Consider the following 20,185-nt stretch of genomic DNA (forward strand, 5'->3'; position numbering starts at 1 on the left):
CGTTGCGGTGGCGTCCATCGTTACGTTTGTTTCACGCGTATTCACTGATTGCGATGGTAGTGAAGTTCGCGCACGGTTTCCAGCAGCTCATGTGGGGATGTCGTGGCGGACCTGAGATGGGCCCATCGCGCTTTGCCTCATCGGATCGTTGCAATATCAACGATTGTGGGCACATGAGAGGAATTGATATAAGCGGCGATTGTAGGCACCGATCAAATATTCGTAATTGACGCGCCAAAGCGACGCACACAATCAGCACCCACAATCGACACATGCCGACCAACGCATACCGCCCGCACACCTACCGACCGGATGCACGCCGAACGTCACACGTGCAGCACGACCTTGCCGAACACGTCGCCGTCCAGCACCTTGCGGAATGCCGCCGGCGCATCGGCGAGCGCGTACGTGGAGTCGATCACAGGATGGATGTCGGCGTGTTCGACGAATCGCAGGAGTCGCGCGAAGTCGTCGCGCGTTCCCATGGTCACGCCCTGCACGCGGATGTCCTGGAAGAACACGCGGGTGAGTTCGGCACCCGGCTGATCGCCGGTGGTGGCGCCGCAGATGGCGATCGTGCCGCCGGGGCGTACGGATTTGACGGAATGCGACCATGTGGCCGCACCCACGGATTCGATCACCGCGTCGACCTTGCGCGGCAGTCTGGCCCCGGATTCGAACGCCGCGTCGGCACCCAACGCCACGGCACGGTCACGCTTGTCCTCGCTGCGCGAGGTGACGAACACCTCGAGTCCGGCCGCATGCGCGAGCTGGATGGCCGCGGTGGAGACACCGCCGCCCGCACCCTGCACGAGAATCGTGTCGCCGGGCTTCACGCCGGCCGCACTGAACACGAGCGAGTAGGCGGTCAGCCAGCTGGTGCCGAGCGCGGCGGTCTCGTCGAAGCTCAGGTTCGCGGGTTTGGCGAACACGTTGGCGCTGGGCACCTGCGTTTTCTCGGCGAGTGTGCCGGCGTACTTCTCGGACAGGATGCTGCGGCGCTCGCCTGGGGCCACGCCGTTGCCGTCGGCGCCGACGAACGTATAGAGCACGACTTCGCTGCCCGCCTTGAGTCCCTTGCGCACGGGGATGTCCTCGTCGAGGATGCCCGCGGCGTCGGTGCCGAGGATCATCGGGGTCTGTGCCGCGGACAGTCCCACGCCCTGCAACGACCACAGATCGTGGTGGTTCACGGTGGCGGATTTCACGCTGATCGTGGACCAGTACTCTCGCGGCGTCGGTTCGGGCCGCTCCCCCACTTCCAGTACGGACAGCGGGTCGTCGTAATTCACATCGTTCGCGTATACGGCCTTCATTGGCGTTCCTTTCGTTTGGCGTTCCGTCGGATTCCGGTTCGTACCGCACAGGCTCTCCGACAGGCATGTCCTCCGTATTTATTGTGCCGCCGACGCCCGTCAAAACGCATGTCTGACACACCCACGCCGCCGTAGCCGACGCCATAGTGTGATCACACTACGTCATGGCGTGATCACACTATGGCCTGGCGTGATCATGGCATACACGGGTACATTACGGGTGTCCATGGGTGCTCATGCACGCACTCGCCAACGGGGCATGAGCGGGATACGGAGATGTTGGGGGTATTGTGGCTGCTAGGTGCATCGATCGCATGGGTTCGGCTATGCTTTCGCCTTTGGAGCCTTTGGAAGACGAGCGATGCGCAAGCAGCGGAGGAGCAGCAGGGATGAGCGATTTTCTGGCAGGTATCGATGGTCCGGACGATCTGAAGCATCTTGCCGTGGACCAGCTGCCCGAGCTTGCGGATGAGATCCGCGGCGCGCTCATCGCGTTCTCCCATGCCCACGGTGGGCATATCGGCTCGAACCTTGGTCTGGTGGAGGCCACGATCGCGTTGCATTACGTATTCGATTCGCCGCGCGATCACATCATCTTCGACGTGTCCCATCAGAGTTATGTGCACAAGATGCTCACCGGCCGTCGCGAGGCATTCACCGATCCGACGAGGTTCGGCGAGGTGACCGGATTCACGAATCCGTTGGAGAGCGATCATGATTCGTTCGTGCTGGGACATACCGGCACGTCGATTTCGCTGGCGTGCGGCATGGCGAAGGCGCGTGATCTCATGGGCGGCGACAACAATGTGATCGCCCTGATCGGCGACGGTTCGCTCAGCAGCGCCGTGGCGTTCGAGGGACTCAACGAGGCCGGGGAATTCCACGGCAATCTGATCATCGTGCTCAATGACAATGAGATGTCGATCGCCGAGGATCATGGCGGCATGTATGACGATCTCGCCGAGCTGCGTGCCTCACAGGGGCGTGCGCAGCGCAATCTGTTCCGTGCCATGGGACTCGACTACCGATACGTCGAGCGTGGCAACGATGTGACCGCACTGGTCCGTGCGTTCTCCGAGGTGAAGGACATCGACCATCCGATCGTGATGCACATCCACACGCTCAAGGGCAAGGGATTGGGTGCCGATGAGGGGTCGGTGGAGAGCAATCACTGGCATAATCCCGATTCCGCGGCCGGTGCGCCGCTGAACGCGCGCAAGACATATGGCATGATGGCGATGGACGCGCTGGCCGCCCGATTCGACAGCGAACCCGGACTGCTGGTCATCTCCCCCGCCACGCCCGGCTCGAACGGCATTACGCGCGAATGGCGTGCCGCGGCCGGATCACACTATATCGACACCGGCATCACTGAGGAACATGCCGTGGCGTTCGCGGCAGGCGTCGCGCGGGCTGGCGGCACCCCCGTACTGGCCACCAGTGCCACGTTCTTCCAGCGCGCCTACGACCAAATCCATCAGGAGTTCGCCCTCAATCAGGTGCCCGGCACACTGCTGATCTTCGGCGGCGGCATTTCCGGCACCGACAACACGCATTCCGGCGCGGGCGACATCATGATGTTCGGCAACGTGCCCGGTCTGACCTGTCTGGCACCGACCAGCGGCCGTGAACTGCTCGACATGCTCGCCTGGTCCACCGGGTCCGCCGACCGTCCCGTGGCGATCCGCATGCCCGGCAACGATATTCTCGCAGCGGAGCGCGCCGGCAGCTATCCGTCGTTCACCGATGCATTCAAATTCGGCCACGACGATGATTCCAATGGCACAGCGGCGAATCATGTGAATCATGTCAACGCGTCCGTTCGTTTTACGACAGACACGTATGACGATGTCTACGGCGAGCGCGACATCACCGCGACGACCGCCCTCGGCAATCCGTGGGCGCGATACACCGTCACGCGGTCCGGCAGTCGTGTGGCGATCATCGGTCTGGGCGACGCCTATCCGACGGCCGAGGCCACGGCCCATGAACTCGACGCACATGGGGTGACGGCCACCGTGGTCGATCCGCATCAGTTCTCCACGCTCGACACGGCCGCGCTCGACCAGCTCGCCGTATCGCATACGGTGGTCGTGACCATCGAGGACGGTCAGCTCGAAGGCGGCTGGGGCGCGAAGATCGCGTCGTACTACGGCGGCCATATCCGTGCCGACGCGATCACGAACTCCGGTACGGAAATCCCGATGCGCGTACTCAATTTCGGTGCCCGCAAGGAGGTCACCGACCGTATTCCGCTGTCCGCGCTGCGCGAGCGCTACCGGCTGCTCCCCCAGCGCATCGCCGAGGCAGTGCTGGCCGTGTTGTGACGCCGGCCGTACAGGAACGATTGCCGCACGGCAACACCAACCGCACGGCAATCGTTCCGTAATCGCTATTGTTCGTTCTTGATCGCGTCCAGCGCGGGAATGCTCACGGCCTTGTTCGACGGTCCGAAACCGGAGATCAGGCCGATCGCCATCGAGAACAGGATCGCGAACACGAACAGCCACGGCGGGATCACCGACAGGCGGATCACGCCATCGCCGCCCACGATCGCCTGTTTCACGTGCTCCCAACTGAATCCGCCGAGTATGAGCAGATTGATGCCCAACGAGATGATCCCGCTGAATATGCATCCGATCGAGCCGCCGAGGAATCCGATCGCGCCCGCCTCGCCGAGGAACATCATGCGGATGTCACGCACATAGCAGCCGAGCGCCTTCATGATGCCGATCTCGCGAGTGCGTTCGGTCACCGACATGACCATCGTGTTCGTGATGCCGATCGCCGCCACCAGCAGCGATACCGCGCCGATGCCGCCGAGCATGAGCTGGATGAACCGCGACTGCTGCTCCAGATCCTTGCGCATCTGCTCGTACGAATTGGTGCTGAAGCCCATGTCGCGGATCTGCTGCTCCACGTCGGCGACCTGCGAGATGTCGTTCACCTTGACCAGTGCCTGACTGTAGGATGTGCGTTTCATCGCGGCCGACTTGTCCACCTTGGCGATCATGGCCTTGGCTTGGTTCACGTCCATGAGGATGCCGTTGGATGTGGCCTGTCCTTTGTTGTAGTCCTCCTTGAGGACGCCGGTCGCTTTGAGTTTGAACATGTTGCCGGTGCCGGACGCGCCCGTTCCGTTTGTTGTACCGTCGTTGCCGCCATCTGACGAACCGGAGCCGGAACCGGACGCGCCGGACATCATGCCGGAACCGGATGTGCCGCCTGCCGCCGAATCATTGCCGCCGACCGTGACCGTGATCTCCGTTTTCATCGGATCGAAGAACGGCTTGACCGCCTCGTCGGCGGGAACGAATTCACAATTGCCCTGCATATCGCACTGGCTGACCTGACCGTTGCCGGCGTCGTACGGCTGCTGCCGCATGTTGTTGCCTTCAGGCCGGAACTTGTCCATGAACTGGTAGGCGAAGTACTGGCCGACGAGCACCTCGCCATCGCGGACGGGCGCTTCGCCTTCCTTCAGTTCGTATCCCATGCTCTTCAGTTCGGCCATGTCGATTGATTCGATCACGCCGTAGTCCGTGTAGAACCGGCCGTTGGACGCCGCCATCGTGATGCGGTAGTCGAGCGTGAGCTGGCCGGTGGCACCCACCACGCCGGGGAGCTGCTTGAACGACGCCAGTGTGTCGTCGTCCAGTTTCACCTCGTTCTCCGTGTCGCCGGAGGTTCCCGACTGCGTGGCTCCGTATCCCATACCGCCGTATTCCGTTCCCGGCCTGTACACGGTGATGACGTTGAGATCGCCCATCTGCTTGAGCATGGCCTTGTTCTGCTCGCTGATGCCAGCGCCCAGCGAGATCATGAGCACGATCGAGCAACAGCCCACGATCACGCCAAGCACGGTGAGGATCGTCCGCGATTTGCGTCGGAACATGTTCTGCGCACACAGGCGCAGGATATCGTCAAAACGCATGATCGGCTCCGGTCAGTGACGACGGCGAGCGCCGGACGCGGAACCGTTGTCGGGCAGGTCGGCGACGGCGGCGACGGCGGGCAGGTCGGCCGTGTCGTCGCTGGGCACGGCGGGCACACCGGACGTGGCGGTCACACCGGACGCACTTGCACTGCCAGCCGGGCCGCTGCCGTTGCCATCGGACGGTCCGTTGCCATCGGATGGACCGCCGGCGTCGCCGTCGCCCTTCTCCCAATCGTCCCACGCCTCATCCACGCTGGCCTTCTTCTTGCGCTTCTTACGACGACGGATCATCACAATCGCAATGATCACCGCCATCACGATCACCACGCCCACGACGACCACCCACCACGGCGTCCCCGTCTGCTCCTGCGTTGTCATGTCGGCGTCGGCGGAGGGGATATCCGGCGCGGGCGCCTCCTGCACGCTCAGCGTCACCGGGAATTCCTTGGTCTGCTGGTGCCCGTCGGAATCCTCGTAGACAATGGTGAACTTGGCGTTCACATCGCCCGTGGTGGTGGGGGTGAAGGCGAAGCCGATCGAGCCGGACGCGCCGGATGCCACGTTGCCGAGATACTGGGTCTTGGTCACCGCCTCGATGCCGTCACCCTCCACCGTGGCCTCCACATTGGCGATATCCCCCTTGCCCTTGTTCACATAGGCCATGGTGACGGTGGATTCCTCGCCCGCGTTGAGACTTTCAGGCACCTGCGGATCGTTCACCTGGAATCGGTCGGGCTGGCTCACCGGCACAGACAGTTTGATGTCGGCGTTGTTCGAACCGCGCTGGTCCTGGTCCACGTATTCGTAGCGGAAGCTCACAGTGATGCCCTGCGCGCCGCTTTTGGCGCCGCTCACCGCCTGCATCTGCACCTCCTGGCTGAGGCTCTTACCCGCGGCCAGTCGGTCGAAGTAGAACGTGTTCGTGCCACCGGCGATGGTGAAGTTCTCGCCGCCGTCCACGGTGACGACCATGTTCTCCACACGCACCTTGCCCTTGTTCTGGAACGTGAAGTTGAGCGGGAACGTGGCGCCTGCGGCCACCGAATTGCCGCCGTACGTGTAGCCGGTGATGATGATGTTCGGTACGGGACCGGCGATCACGGTCTGTGTGGACCCGGATCTGTTGGCGGGGGCGGTTGTGGCGGTGCCGGCATCGGCGATCTCGTCGGCGAGCGCGGACTGCACACCGAACGACAGTCCGGAGGCCATGGCCAGTGTGAGGCCCAGCACGATCGAGAGCAGTGCGGCGATCAGGCGAGTCGTCGGCGCGGATGCCGTCGGCGCGATCGCAGTTGTTGCCGTTGCCGTCGTGGATCGCGCACTACAGGATCGTGTGTCACGGGTGGGTGTGGCCGTCATGGGGTTTCCTTCTGTCTCGGTTCCTGAAATATTGTCGATGTCGGCGATATCGCCGAATTGGCGTTGTGCCGTCAGTCGTTCATGGTGTCGTCGATGATCCGTCCGTCGAGCAGGGTGACGATGCGGTCGGCGTAGGACGCCATGTTGGGGTCGTGCGAAACCAGCACGATCGTCTGATTGAGACGCCGTGCGAACGAGCACATCATCGCCATCACGTCGGTTTTGGTTTTTGAGTCGAGGTTGCCGGTGGGCTCGTCGGCGAACACCACCTGCGGCTTGGCCACGAATGCACGCGCGATGCCGACGCGCTGCTGCTGACCGCCCGACATCTGGTACGGGAAGTGCTTCATGCGTCGTTCGAGTCCGACCCGTTTGAGCATGGTTCGGGCCGCCGCTTCGCGCTGCGCCTTGGGCACGCCGCGGAACATAAGCGGCATGGCCACGTTTTCGACCGCGGTGAGATTGGGGAGCAGATTGTAGGACTGGAATACGAATCCGAGATGTTTCTGGCGGAATTCGGCCAATTCGTGCTCCTCGAGCCTGGATATGGGCACGCCGCCGATCATCACACCGCCTCGTGTGGGTTTCTCCATGCCGGCAAGCTGGTTGAGCAGGGTGCTTTTGCCGGATCCGGATTCGCCGAAGATGCAGCAGATCTGTCCTTTGGGGATGCTCAGGTTCACGCGTTCAAGCGCAACGACGACCTCGTCGCCGACCGGGTATTCCTTGCGGAGGTTGCGAACTTCGATGATGGGCCGGGATCGGCGTTCGGATTGCTGTCGTTCGGATTGCTGTCGTTCGGATCGTTCGTCCATGGATCATCTCCCTCTGCCGACGACCGTACGCATCGTGGCGTTGATTACGATCGGCGGTTCTTCCTCATCGATGGTAGCCGGCCATCATCGTTTGTGTGTGCAAGGCCAAGGATCCCACGAACGTCTCATGGGGATCAACCCTTGCCGTGTCTGGCACGGCATACTGGTTTCCCGGGCAAATGACAGCGTGCTTTCAGCATACGTGAAATGATGTCGAACCCCCATAGTCCCCCGGAATGATTTTTCCGACCTCCTTGTCGGCCAGAACGGGAACGGGGAGGCAGATACGAAACCGGCTCCCCTCGAAGGAGGGAAGCCGGCGAACAACGACGCGCTTGATCAGCGTGTATTCAGTGCGCAGTCATCGCAAGGCGCACAGTCATCGCAAGATCAGCGACCGCGGGAAACGCGGAAGGGGGCGGCCTTCCTACGGGACTTGCGGAAGCCCTGCGCGGCGCGGGACGTGGTGTGTCCGTTGCGGCCGCCGTGCGAACCATGAGTACCGTGCGCACCGGTCATGCCGCTGTTCTGCTGCTTGCCCTGATGACGCTTGGCCTTGCGTTCGGTGGCATGCTGGTCGGCGTAGCGCGCCTCCGTGCCGCGACGACCACGGCCGCGCTCCTCGGCGTTACGGGCCACGGCTCCGCGCTTGCCGCCGCCACGGTTCTCGGCACCGCGCCTGACGTCGTTGCGCTCGTTACGATCATTGCGCTCCGCGGCACCGCGACGGCCACCGTGATGCTGATGCCTGGTGGTCTTCTTCGGCTTGGCCGGAACCTTGAGCTGCCATCCGAACACGAGCGGCGCATACTCGCCCACCAGCTCCTTGACGGCCGGGTCCTCGGGCTTGACCCATGTGGACTTCACCTGGATGCCGGCGCGACGCATCGTGGCGCGCACACCGCGCTCCTGACTCGGTAGCACCAGCGTCACCACGTCACCGGACTCGCCGGCGCGCGCGGTACGGCCGGAACGGTGCAGGAACGACTTCGGATCCATCGGAGGATCCACCTGCACCACAAGCTCCACATCGCTCACGTCGATGCCGCGGGCCGCCACGTCGGTGGCCACGAGCACGTTCACATCGCCGTTTGTGAAGGCGGCGAGATGACGGTCGCGCTGGTTCTGGTTGAGATTGCCCTGCAGGTCCACGGCCGGAATGCCGGACTTGACGAGCTTGGCGGCCAGCTTCTGCGCTTGGAACTTGGTACGCGTGAACAGGATGCGCTTGCCCTTGCCTCCGGCGAGCTTGTTGACCAGCGTGGCCTTGTTGCCCTGAGAGACGACGAACAGATGGTGGGTCATGGTGTCGACCTGCGCGTCGGCGTCATCCACCTCGTGCACCTTGGCGTTGTGCATGAACCGCTTGACCAGCCCATCAACACCATGGTCGAGCGTGGCGGAGAACAGCATGCGCTGTCCGCGGGGATCGACCTTCTCCAGCAAACGGGTCACGGACGGCAGGAAGCCCATGTCGGCCATCTCATCGGCCTCGTCGAGCACGGTGATCTCCACGGACTCCAGCGACAGCAGACCCTGACCGAGCAGATCCTCCAGTCGTCCCGGGCAGGCGACCACGATCTCGGCACCACGGTTGAGCCCGTCGACCTGACGGCCCTGCTTCACACCACCGTAGATCGTCACGGTGTTCATACCCATCATGGCGGCGAGCGGCTGGATCACCTCGTCGATCTGGTTCACCAGCTCACGCGTGGGGGCCAGCACCAGACCCAGCGGATGCGGCACATTGCCGTTGGCACGCTTCTCATGACGGCGGTTGTTGCCGCCTCTGCCCTTGGCATACTTGGCCAGACGGGCGACCAGCGGAATGGAGAAGGCGAGCGTCTTGCCCGAACCGGTCCTGCCGCGGCCGAGCAGATCACGACCAGCCAAGGAATCAGGCAGCGTATCGGCCTGAATGGGGAACGCCTCGGTCTTGCCATCGGCGGCGAGCACGCGCACCAGCGGCTTCGGCACGCCGAGTTCGGCGAAGGAGACGGGCTTGACGTCGTCCGCGACGTCGGCGGCATCATCGGCCGTCACGGCATCGGCGGCGGATTCGTTCATATCGTTGGTATCAGTCATATCGGTCACGGAATCGGATTCAACGGCATCGGACACAATGGCATCGTCAACAACAGTAGTGTTCGGCACGGCAGCCTTTCAAAACAATAATCAGCAGACAATCAATCGGTATGAATCCCCCGACAATGCGCCGTCATCCATATGACTATGAACACGGATCTGACATGTCTGGGGATCATCACAATCCAGGCCGGTTCCTCCGACCTGTGCAAACTTAGTGATGATACCCCAAGGTCGATACTTTCATACTTTCACTGCGGGTTCATACAACACGGTGGACAGACCCGCAGCGGAGGACTCTCCATACTGCGGCTTTATCTTTACTCGGCAACAAACCCGCAGCGAAGGGTCTCCCTCAGTGCGGGTTGTTCACGGCCATAGGGCAAACCCGCAGATAACGGGCCTCTCCGCTGCGGGTTTATCGAGGATTGGCACCCAACCCGCAGCAAACGGCCAACGACCAGCCACACCACCGCAACACGCAACTCGAATACTGTCCGCATCGCGGCGGCTATAGTCGGAATCAACCAACGAAGGGAGTCGGGATGGGTATCAACGCAAGCGAAAAGCCACTGGGCAAGGTGTTCTCCACCGACTACCAATTCGTCATCCCCGCATTCCAGCGCGCCTACTCGTGGCAGGTGAGCAACATGCTGCAGCTGGTGGAGGATCTCGAGGACGCCGCACGCGACCCGGAGCATCCATACTTCCTCGGCTCGCTGATCCTGGTGGGCGGCACGGATTCCACCGGACGCCTGTATCAGGTGATCGACGGCCAGCAGCGACTCACCTCGCTCACCATCATCATCGCCATTCTGCGCGATCTCGAAACGGACCCCGAACTCGTCGCCAACCTCAACACGCTGATCCTCGAGGAAGGCAACCGACTGTTCGGACGCGAGGCCGAACCGCGTCTGGCACTACGCGAACGCGACGCCGAGTTCTTCCGCAACTACGTGCAGGAAGGCAATCTCGAATCGCTGTTCGATCTGCGCGACAGCGACATGGAATCGAACGCGCAACGCAACATCGTGCAGAACACCAAGGCCGCCTACGATGCGCTGGATGCGTTGGACGAGAAGGAGCGCAGGGCCCTGGCAGGCTATCTGGTAAGCAACGTGTTCCTGATCATCGTGCGCACCGACGATCTGGCCGGCGCGCACCGCATCTTCGACGTGATGAACATGCGCGGACTGCCGCTGACCGCATCCGACGTGTTCAAGGCCAAGGCCGTATCGGCAATCCCGCTGGCCGACCGCGACATCTACGGCAAACGCTGGGATGATGCGATCGATCCGCTGGGCGACGACGTGGAGGCGTTCTTCAACGATCTGCTGCTGGTCACCTCGCCCAAGTCCGGCATGCGCGGACCGGTCGACGGATTCCGGATCAAGGTGTTCGACGAGTATCTGAAGAAGAACACAGCCGCAGAATTCATCAACGGCATACTGGCGCCGTACGCCCGCGCATGGCTGATGGTGAACCAGCCGCACGCGTTCGCGCTGCCACAGGAGGTGTCGGACTGGCTCGTGTCGCTCAACGATTTCCAGTCCACCGAATGGAAGCCCGTGGCCATGTGGGCGCTGACGAACATGGGCGGACTACAGTCCCTGACGAACGGCGACGTGAACGGCACCGCAGCCAACGCAGCCAACGACGACACGGCAGACACGGCAGACACAGGCGGCAAGACCGGCAAGGATGCTGACAGGGCGGAGCAGCAGATGCGCAAACTCGTGAATCTGCTGGCCGCACTGGAACGCGTGACCGGCGTGGACAATCTGGCACGACAGACATCGGCTGCACGCCGCACCCGCGTGGTGCAGATCCTCAAGGATCTCAAGAAGGGCAAGGACATCGGCAAGTCCACTGGATTCGCGATCAGCGACGATGAGCGCAAGACCGCGCTCGCCCGACTGCGCGGCGAACTGCAGGCCACAGGCACGCTCAAGAAGCTGTTGCTGCTGCGCGCCAACGATCAGCGGGCCGGCGAGCGCATCGTACGACCACGCAACATCAACGTGGTGCGCATACTGCCGGAACGGATCGGCGCGAATTCGTCGTTCGCGGTATGGCCGGAGTCCACGCGCGACCATTGGGTGGACAGGATCGGCAATCTGGTGCTCACCTCCACGAACGAGCAGATAATCGCCAAACTCGACAGCTACGCCCCACGCGCGGAACGGATTCTGGCCCAGCACAAATCGTTGAAATATCCGCTGACCGCCGAGCTCGAATCGGTCCGGGAGCTCACGCCGGATGTGCTGGAACGCCGGCAGGAGGAGATCGTGCATCTCATCGCCGAATACTGGCGGATCAGGTTCGATGCCGACAAGGTCGATCTGACCACGCTCAGCGAGGATCATCTGACGCGCGGCAGTGGCAGGTCGACGACCGGGTCGAAACGCATCACGATCGCACAGGTAATCGACGCCGGGCTGCTGGTGCCGGGCGAGACGCTGGTATGGAAGCGGCCGCGACTCGGCCAGGAGTGGATCGCCACGGTGACGCGAGACGGCAAACTGCAGCTGGAGGACGGATCGAAGCATTCCACGCCCACGGCGGCGGCCCGCGCGGCAAGCGGCAAGGCGTCGGGCGCAGGGCTGGACGTGTGGCGGAGGCAGTCGAACGGGCAGAAGCTCAGCGAGATCTGGCAGGCGTACCGTCTCAAGGCACTGGGTGGCCGCGGCCAATAATTCAACGCAGCATGTCGCACGTATGAACACTCGGCAAATCCTGATATACGCGCCTTTCCCGCCCGCATACCCGCGGAATACTGGAATTACGGGGTTGTTGCAGTATTCAATGCAAAGGGGGAGCGAGTGGAAGACGACGCATACGCGCACATTGGCATCAAGCGCGCCAAACGTAAGATGGTCACCAAAGTGATTCTGTTTGGCGTCGCGACCGTGCTTCTGACAGGACAGTTGATATCGTCGCTGTCCCTGCTCGTAGGCCCGGGAATGTTCCCGACTATGGTGGGGATGCTGTTGATGACGAACATCATTCCGATCATCCTGCTCATCGTATGTGTATGGAGACTGGTGGTCTGGCTGAAGGCGCTGAACACTCCCCCATCTCAGGATCATGGCGTGGTGGCGGAATTCAATACCACCACCGATGACGATGACGACACCACCACAACACATATCCTGCAACTCGACAACGGGAAGAGGGTGGATCTCAGCGACAAGTTGTCGTCGATATTCCAAGGAGATGACGAGACACGGAAGCGGCTGATCACCCCCGGTACACGAGTGGTCCTCATCTGGTATCGCGACACGCCGGTCTATGCATCGATTGCACTGGAGCAACCGCAGCAAGTGCAACAGGCAACGGCACAGCAGGCTCAGACGCCGCTGGCACCGCAGACATCATTGCCGCCGCAGACGCCGGTACAGCCAAATGCCGCGCCGAACCCGATCCATACCGCTCGCGCATGATCGACCTGATCGGCGCTGACAACACACGACTCGTACAGATGCACGCAATCACAGGATCGCAGGATTCACGATATACGCGGAAACCAAAGCATTCCAGATCATTCGGAAAGGAATCGGATAGATGATTCGCCTGATTGAGCGGTTGACGGCTGCGGGATTCGGCATCATTGTCGCGCTGTACATCATCTGGTTGGCCGTCGTGGATATTGCGAGTGGGTCGTCGAATGCCGGCGGCGCGATGGCCGGCGGCGCGATGGCGCTGGCACTGCTGTGCTTCTGCCTGTACAAGGCTGCCATCTATGTGATCGCCCTGCATCGAGGCCCCCGTACGGCTCACGCCATGGTTTGGCGGTATGTGCAGGTGCATGGTACGGATTCTGATGGCGATCCGACCACTGACACCATTCATACCCTACGACTGGATGACGGGGAAATCATCCATGTGTCGGACATCAGGATCGAATCCCTGCGCGACGGCATGACCATGAGGCAATTCACCACGCCCGGCGAGCATGTGATCATCACCTGGTATGAGAAACCGTTCATCTGCACGTCGGTGATCCTCGATCCGGAACGTCCGGTCCGCGCCACGCCCGAAGAACGCCATCGTATCCTCAACCCCAATTGGACGCCAGGCAATACGACCACCACGGCCAGCACGGCATCTGTTGTCGGAAACGGAACCGACTCCCCCGACGACGGATCATGGATCGACACCGATAATCTCGCTCCATCAGACGGTCCGAAACCCACCATCAAGGATCTGGCGCCGACGGCGTTCCGCACACTGAACTACGTACTCACCACCATCACGGGCGTACTCATTGCGGCAGCGGCGTTCACCTCGTCCCGACTGGGACAGTACGGCATACAGAGCGTGATCAAGGGTCTGCTGATCGGTCTGATACTCGCATGGTTCGCCCTGTGGGTATTCATTCATATGGTCGTCAAGCAGGTGCTCATGCATCGGGCCGTCACGGATCCGAACTTTCGCGCACGCGATGGGCATGAATCGATGTATCTGCCGCAGGAACAGGTCGATAACGAACAGCGTCGCAGTCTCATCCATCATCTTCTCGGCGTGATCGCCCTGTCGCTTCTGCCGGCATTCGCGCTGTCCCAATCGGTGGGTGCCCTGATCGAAGGCCCCCAGACCGTACCTGTCACCTATCAGGGCGTGGAACGACGCGTGGAGGAAGGCGACGATTCCGTCAATATCTACGCCGACTTCCAGTTCCGCACCGAAGACGATAAGACGATCACCATCACCACCGATTGGGACAAACGAGCCACGATTGAGCGGCAGGTGGGCGAGGAGAGCGGTCGGCATCTGCTGCTCACCTACTGGACCGACAACGGAAGCGTACCCACCTTTGACAACGCCAAACCGGATCCGAAATACGAGTGATCACATGTCGTGCGCGAACGGGCGTCGATTCACGCATGACAGGAGCAGCAACGACAGACAACGGCAATGACGCCTCAGGAAAGGTAGAAACATGGGTCGACTTATTGTGCGAATGGCGGCGGCGGGATTGGGCATTCTGATCTCGTTGTGGAACATATGGGGCGCGGTCTATAATCTGCTGGCCCCGGTGCCGTTCGCGTGGATGCGGAATGTATTCGGCGATATTGTCGGCTTTGTCATATTTCTCCCCTTGCTGTGCTTCTGCATATACAAGCTCGCCATGTATATCGGTCTATTGCGTCAGGGACCGCGGAACGCTTACGGCATGATCTGGGAGTACAGCAAGACGGAAACCACGGATTCCGATGGGGATACCGTAACGAGCATCACGCACACGATTCGTCTGAACAGCGGCGAAATGATCAACGCCAGTAGTATTCCCCAGTCGGCGTTTCAGGACGGTATGATGTGGCCGCAATTCATCACGCCCGGCACATACGTGATCCTGACCTGGTATGAGAAGCCGTTCATCCCCGTGGCATTGCGGCCCGATCCCGTGCATCCGGTGCCGGCGACCGACGATGAGCGTCATCGAATCATCGACCCGACCTGGAGGTCGGAGCCGACGATGACGCCGGTGCCAAATACGGTCTTGGCGGGAACGACGAATGGCACGCCTTCTGCCGTGACGAGCGACGATGCCGTTACGAACGGGACCGGAGCCGATGCCAACAACAACAGACACGTGGCACAAGCCGACACCAAGGACGCCGCCAAGGATTCGGAATCCACGCCAAGTATCGAGAAGCTGAATCCGAAGCCGTTCAAGCGGCTGAACGCCATCTTCAACATCATCATAGTGTTCGTCCTCGCCGGGGTCATGCTGCGATCGACTGGCCTCACGCCGTTTGGTATAGAGGGTATATACAAGCGCATGGCGTTGGGAGTGGCCTTTGGCTGCTTCGCCGTATGGACACTAGTGCGCATGGTCGCCCAATATGTGCTGCTGAGCGTTGTCGGCAAAACTACAACGATACGCGATCACGTTACGGGGGATCAGGTTCCGCTGCCGCAAGACACCATAGCCGCAGAGAAGAAAACCACCCTGATAATGCATCTGATCGGCGCAGCCATCGTGGCGGTAATCGCCACATTCATGCTGATCGGGCCCGTGCAGACGCTGATCGCCGGCCCGCAATCCGTGTCCGTCACCTATCAGGGCGTGGAGCGCCGCGAGGAGACCGATGAGGACGACGACACCACCAGCGTCTACGCCGACTTCCGCTTCCGTACCGAAAACGGGGAGACCCTGACCATCACCACCGATTGGGATTGGCGTTCCACCATCGAGAAACAGGCGGGAAACAACGGCAACCATCTGCTACTCACCTATTGGGGTAGCCAGAACAATTTCTTCGACCACAAACTCATCTTCGACAATGCAAAACCGGACCCGAAGTATTCGTGATCATATTGAAACAAAAAACCAGTGCCATTACAGCACTATTACCGAATAAAAGATGAACAGGACACGGACGCCATTGGCCGTATCTTCTTCAATGATTGGAGATGTATTGCAAATATAATGCAATGCGTTGGAACCGATGCAATATCTAGGATGATTCCGAATACCTGCAACGATTCCGGACATCCGAGACGATTCCGAAATGATTGTCTGATTCGCGAATGGCGAATCATTGAATCACTTCTCCTCTTCGAGCTGACGAGCCACGTACTGCATGGTCTTCAGCGTCTCACCGTTCACGTAATCGGTAGAGGCAAAATCAGCCATGGCCAGACCCAGAGACATCATCTTTCTGAACTTCATAATTTCCTCCTTGGTTATCGTGTTGGATCATTTCCAACTGACACCTGCGACTATAAGAACGCGATTATTACATGGCAATGATTTTCCACCTGTTGCACGCGGATTCCACAAAAAAAAGTTACGTAGATCACGTTTAGAACCTTCATATATTACGTAATGTATAGCAGATCACATTTGTCCAAGCAGGCGAAGCAGATCGTCCTTGGTGAGCGCGCCGATGGCGTTGCCGCCGGTGGATGCGGCATCCACGAAGCGTGACGCGAGATCGGTTTTGGTGTGTTGCAGGTTGAGGATGCGCTCCTCGATCGTGTCCTTGGCCACGATCTGATACACGTTCACGTCCTGCGTCTGCCCGATGCGATGCGCGCGGTCGGTGGCCTGATTCTGCGCGGCGGCGTTCCACCATGGGTCGGCGTGCACCACCACGCATGCGCCGGTGAGATTGAGGCCCGTATTCCCGGCCTTGAGCGAGATGAGGAACACGGGGGTGTCGTCGCGGTTGAAGGCGTCGACCAGCTCGAGCCGCTTGCGTTTGGGCGTGGAACCGGTGATCACGTCGTAGGGCACGTCGTCGGCGCGCAGCCGCTCGGCGATGAGGTCGAGATAGCTGGTGAACTGCGAAAAGATGAGCATCTTGCGTCCGGCATCGCGGCAGCTCGACACCAGTTCCTCGATGGCGTCGAGCTTGGCGGACGAGGCACGTCGTCCTGCCCGATGCGTGGTTGCACCAGCCGTGGCTGCGCCAGCCCCATCACCCGTACCGTTCTCATTCTTCTCACCGAACGCGAGCCTCGGATCGCAGCACACCTGGCGCAACCGTGTCAGCTGTGCCAGCACCTGGATCTTGGACTCGTCGAAGTCCTTGCCCTTCTGGTGAAGGATCGTATCGCGCAGCCGCTGCTCGAGCGCCGCATACAGTCGCCGCTGCTCACCAGTCAATTGCACGGTGATCACGTTTTCGATCTTGTCGGGCAGATCATGGAGCACATCGGCCTTGAGCCGTCGCAGAATGAACGGATTGACGAACGCCCGCAGCTTGTCCTGCGCCTTCGAGTCACCGGCGAGGATCGGCATTTCGAACCGTTCGCGGAAATGCGCGTACGATCCGAGCATGCCCGGCATGAGGAAGTCGAAGATGCTCCACAGTTCGCTCAGTCGGTTCTCGATCGGCGTGCCGGTGAGCGCAAACCGATGCCGCGCCCCGATGCGCCGTACCGCACGCGACACCTTGGTGGCGTGATTCTTCACGTACTGTGCCTCGTCGAGGGCCATCACATCGAAATCGATACCGTCATAGTCGTCGATATCACGACGCAGAAGATCGTATGAGGTGATGACCACGTCATATTCGCCGTGCGCGGCGGCTTCGATCATCGTGCGACGTGCGGCCTTGGTGCCGGCGATCGCCACCGCACGCAATCCGGGTGCGAACCGTCCGCATTCGGCGAGCCAGTTGTAGACCAGTGACGCCGGGCAGACGATCAGATTCATTGCCGGAGTCGCCGCCTGATTCGCTGCCTGATTCGCCGTCGCATCGGCACTCGCCCGCTCATGACGCTCCGCCCTCTCATGACGCGCCACCAGCAGCGACAGCAGCTGCACGGTCTTGCCCAAGCCCATCTCGTCGGCCAGAATCCCGCCGAATCCCTTGTCGCACACCGCATTCAGCCAGCGGAATCCCTCCACCTGATACGGTCGCAGCACACCGGCCAACGAATCAGGAACCGTATAGGTCGTCGGGTCGATCACACGCAGATCATTCAGATATGCGGTGAAACTCGCGCTTTTGTCGGCATCGTCGACTTGATGATCAAGATAGTAGGCCTCGTAGGCGGGCACCTGCAGCGTTCCCGTTTCCAGACTGGCGGCGGAAACGCCCAGATCGGCGGCAAGCTCGTCGATGGCACTGGTATCCACGTCACGCATCTCAACGAACGCGCCGTTCGACAGTCGATGAAACCGGCGTTTGCGACGATAACTGTTCAGCAGCGCCGGCACATCCTTGGGATCGATCTCATCGGCGATGGGCGAAATCCGAACCAGATCGGACGCAACGGACAGACCGACCCGGATCTTCGGACGCGGCGTGGCGGTCAGACCGTCGAACGCAGGCGTGGCGAACACCTCACCGAGCCCGCGCAGCACCGGCAGCCCTTCGGTGATCAGTCGGTGAATGGCCTCATCGTCGGATTCGGGAATGCGCGCCACCACATCGTCGGGCTGGGGGAAGTAATGCCGCACCGCCTCCACGGCAAGCCGTTCGGTATCCGCATCACGCGTCACATCGCCGGGCGCAATGCCGGCGAACACGTGGAACCGCCGATCGCCATACCGTGCCTGTACATCGCAGCTCACACCGTCACGCCCACGGTCCAGATAGGTTTCGATCACACATGGCAGACGCTTGCGCCGCAGCAGATCACTGGGCAGTTCGGCCGGAATGCCATGCGTTTCGGTCGAACCGTCCGCGTTCACGGTCACGCTCGTCCCCAGATACGGCAGTATGGTTCGGCTGAACGTGTCCAAGTCGTCACGATTCAGGAACAGCCCATGCTCCGAATCGTTGCACAGGATGGACAGCATGTCGAAGTCCTTGACGAACCGTGCGCTGCATCGGTGAAACACCGGCTGTCGTGAATCCGCCGTCCGTCGCACAACAACGTAGGACGTGTTGCGTCCCTCGGCCAGCAGATCAAAATACGTACTGTGTTCGATCACATACCCGTCTCCGGATTCGCTTTCCCGGATCGTGAGTCCCGGATCGGGATCGCCGTCGACCACCGCGGCGGCGACCGGGCCACGCGATGCGCCCAATCCGACCGACGCGGATAACGATGCCGGAGAAGCAACGGGAATATAGTCGATGGTCTCATCGGCATCGCAATACAGGTCCAGCAGTTCGACAACCTCATCGACGACCAGCGACATCTCGTTCGCGGTGGATTTCCGATGGTAGTAGTAGCTGTCGTACGGCTCGGTCACGCCAAGCGCCGCGCGGATATCGAACGCCTGCGTCAGCACGTCGATCAGCCGGCGAGAACGCTCGTCGAACGCATCACGGGAATGGACGAACCCGAGTTTCTTGCCGTAGTACAGATACGTGCCGACGCGTATCGCCTGCAGCAGCTCGCGAATGTTCTTCACCGCATATTCGATATTTCGATCGGGAACGCGAATTCGCAACTTCAGCCGCCATCCGTCATCAGACGGGTGCAGACATGGCCGCAGACGGACGCTACCGATGGGCATATGCCGACTGCCGTCGGCGGCACTCCCCCGGACGAGCGAAGACCGATCCGACGGCCCTTGGGAATCGCCGTGGGAATCAGCGAGCGCACTGACCTGTTTGAGCAGGTTCAGCCGCTGCTCGCGCATGGCCTGCGCCGCGTCATGCTCCCGTTGCCGCATGTAGACCTGCAATAGCCGCGAGGTGTGATGCGTGGCTGCCGCACGCGTGGGATCTCCAGTCTGGGTGAACGATTGCGGATGGTCGTTGTATTGCATGATCAGTGCGATCACATGCTTGCAAATTCCGCTGTACACCCCGTAGGCGGGGCAGGTGCAGGCCGAGTCGACCAGTTCGTGGTCGTTTTCATCGATGGTGGCGTGCACTTCGTAGTCGCCGCGGCCGCTGGCGTTGCTGCGGACGAGTGCGGAGATCACCGTGTCGCCGTCAGCGTCCGCATCGCAGTGCAGGTCGTGCATGCGGCCGCTGGTGATCACGTTGTAGGCACGGTAGAAGGCGGTGCCGCCGAGTGTGCGCAGTTCGTATTCGGGTATGGCGTCGGACTGGTGGCCGTAGGCGGATGTGTCGGAATGGCTGTCGTCGTCGGGGTCGACGGTGTAATCGTCGTAGTAGCCGTCAGCGTTGCCGAAACTGCCGCCGAAACTGCCGGCACCGCCGGTTCCACCGTTACGCCCGTATACGTCCGACCGCCAGTTCATTCACGCGCCTTTCGATCAGCCGGCCGATCAGCCGGCCGCATCCGCTTCG

At 61.1% G+C, this 20,185-nt stretch carries 12 protein-coding genes; 5 read left to right on the forward strand and 7 right to left on the reverse strand.

The window, feature by feature from the left end; all coding sequences use genetic code 11:
* Nucleotides 1–326: 326 nt before the first annotated feature.
* The gene (locus BTIS_RS01490) at nucleotides 327–1,316 is read right to left on the reverse strand and encodes a zinc-binding dehydrogenase (RefSeq protein WP_094661984.1); all 990 of its coding nucleotides are present in this window, start codon (nucleotides 1,314–1,316) and stop codon (nucleotides 327–329) included.
* Nucleotides 1,317–1,705: 389 nt separating this feature from the next.
* Here BTIS_RS01490 and BTIS_RS01495 point away from each other — a divergent pair, with 389 nt between their 5' ends.
* Nucleotides 1,706–3,643, forward strand: a complete 1,938-nt coding sequence (locus tag BTIS_RS01495) for a 1-deoxy-D-xylulose-5-phosphate synthase (RefSeq protein WP_094661986.1) — start codon at nucleotides 1,706–1,708, stop codon at nucleotides 3,641–3,643.
* Nucleotides 3,644–3,708: 65 nt separating this feature from the next.
* Here the strand turns inward: BTIS_RS01495 and BTIS_RS01500 are convergent, their stop codons facing one another.
* From BTIS_RS01500 to BTIS_RS01515, 4 genes are all read right to left on the reverse strand, one after another.
* Entirely contained in the window at nucleotides 3,709–5,250 is a 1,542-nt protein-coding gene (locus tag BTIS_RS01500; RefSeq protein WP_094661988.1) for an ABC transporter permease, read from the reverse strand.
* A gap of 12 nt (nucleotides 5,251–5,262) precedes the next feature.
* Nucleotides 5,263–6,462, reverse strand: coding sequence for a COG1361 S-layer family protein (locus BTIS_RS01505; RefSeq protein ID WP_211279411.1), 1,200 nt, complete (start codon nucleotides 6,460–6,462; stop codon nucleotides 5,263–5,265).
* A 221-nt stretch (nucleotides 6,463–6,683) separates the two neighbouring features.
* Nucleotides 6,684–7,427, reverse strand: a complete 744-nt coding sequence (locus BTIS_RS01510; protein WP_094661991.1) for an ABC transporter ATP-binding protein — start codon at nucleotides 7,425–7,427, stop codon at nucleotides 6,684–6,686.
* A gap of 390 nt (nucleotides 7,428–7,817) precedes the next feature.
* The gene (locus BTIS_RS01515; protein WP_420807003.1) at nucleotides 7,818–9,512 is read right to left on the reverse strand and encodes a DEAD/DEAH box helicase; all 1,695 of its coding nucleotides are present in this window, start codon (nucleotides 9,510–9,512) and stop codon (nucleotides 7,818–7,820) included.
* A 545-nt stretch (nucleotides 9,513–10,057) separates the two neighbouring features.
* Between BTIS_RS01515 and BTIS_RS01520 the strand changes: the two genes are divergently transcribed.
* The 4 genes from BTIS_RS01520 (at nucleotide 10,058) to BTIS_RS01535 (ending at nucleotide 15,831) form a co-directional block, all read left to right on the forward strand.
* Nucleotides 10,058–12,208 carry a GmrSD restriction endonuclease domain-containing protein gene (locus tag BTIS_RS01520; protein ID WP_094661993.1) on the forward strand — a complete coding sequence of 717 codons (2,151 nt, stop codon included), beginning with the start codon at nucleotides 10,058–10,060 and terminating at the stop codon, nucleotides 12,206–12,208.
* A 126-nt stretch (nucleotides 12,209–12,334) separates the two neighbouring features.
* On the forward strand, nucleotides 12,335–12,955 hold the full coding sequence (locus tag BTIS_RS01525; protein WP_094661995.1) for a hypothetical protein: 621 nt from the start codon (nucleotides 12,335–12,337) through the stop codon (nucleotides 12,953–12,955).
* Between the two features lie 121 nt (nucleotides 12,956–13,076).
* Nucleotides 13,077–14,363: a hypothetical protein gene (locus tag BTIS_RS01530; RefSeq protein ID WP_094661997.1), complete on the forward strand. Its 1,287-nt coding sequence runs from the start codon at nucleotides 13,077–13,079 to the stop codon at nucleotides 14,361–14,363.
* A 91-nt stretch (nucleotides 14,364–14,454) separates the two neighbouring features.
* On the forward strand, nucleotides 14,455–15,831 hold the full coding sequence (locus BTIS_RS01535; protein WP_143248834.1) for a hypothetical protein: 1,377 nt from the start codon (nucleotides 14,455–14,457) through the stop codon (nucleotides 15,829–15,831).
* 234 nt (nucleotides 15,832–16,065) lie between these two features.
* Here BTIS_RS01535 and BTIS_RS12190 read toward each other — a convergent pair whose 3' ends face one another.
* Complete coding sequence (locus BTIS_RS12190) at nucleotides 16,066–16,191, reverse strand: hypothetical protein (RefSeq protein WP_275542037.1); 126 nt, start codon at nucleotides 16,189–16,191, stop codon at nucleotides 16,066–16,068.
* Between the two features lie 168 nt (nucleotides 16,192–16,359).
* Complete coding sequence (locus tag BTIS_RS01540) at nucleotides 16,360–20,136, reverse strand: DEAD/DEAH box helicase (protein WP_094662001.1); 3,777 nt, start codon at nucleotides 20,134–20,136, stop codon at nucleotides 16,360–16,362.
* Nucleotides 20,137–20,185 lie beyond the last annotated feature (49 nt).

This window comes from Bifidobacterium tissieri (genome assembly GCF_002259645.1).
Classification (GTDB): Bacteria; Actinomycetota; Actinomycetes; order Actinomycetales; family Bifidobacteriaceae; genus Galliscardovia; species Galliscardovia tissieri.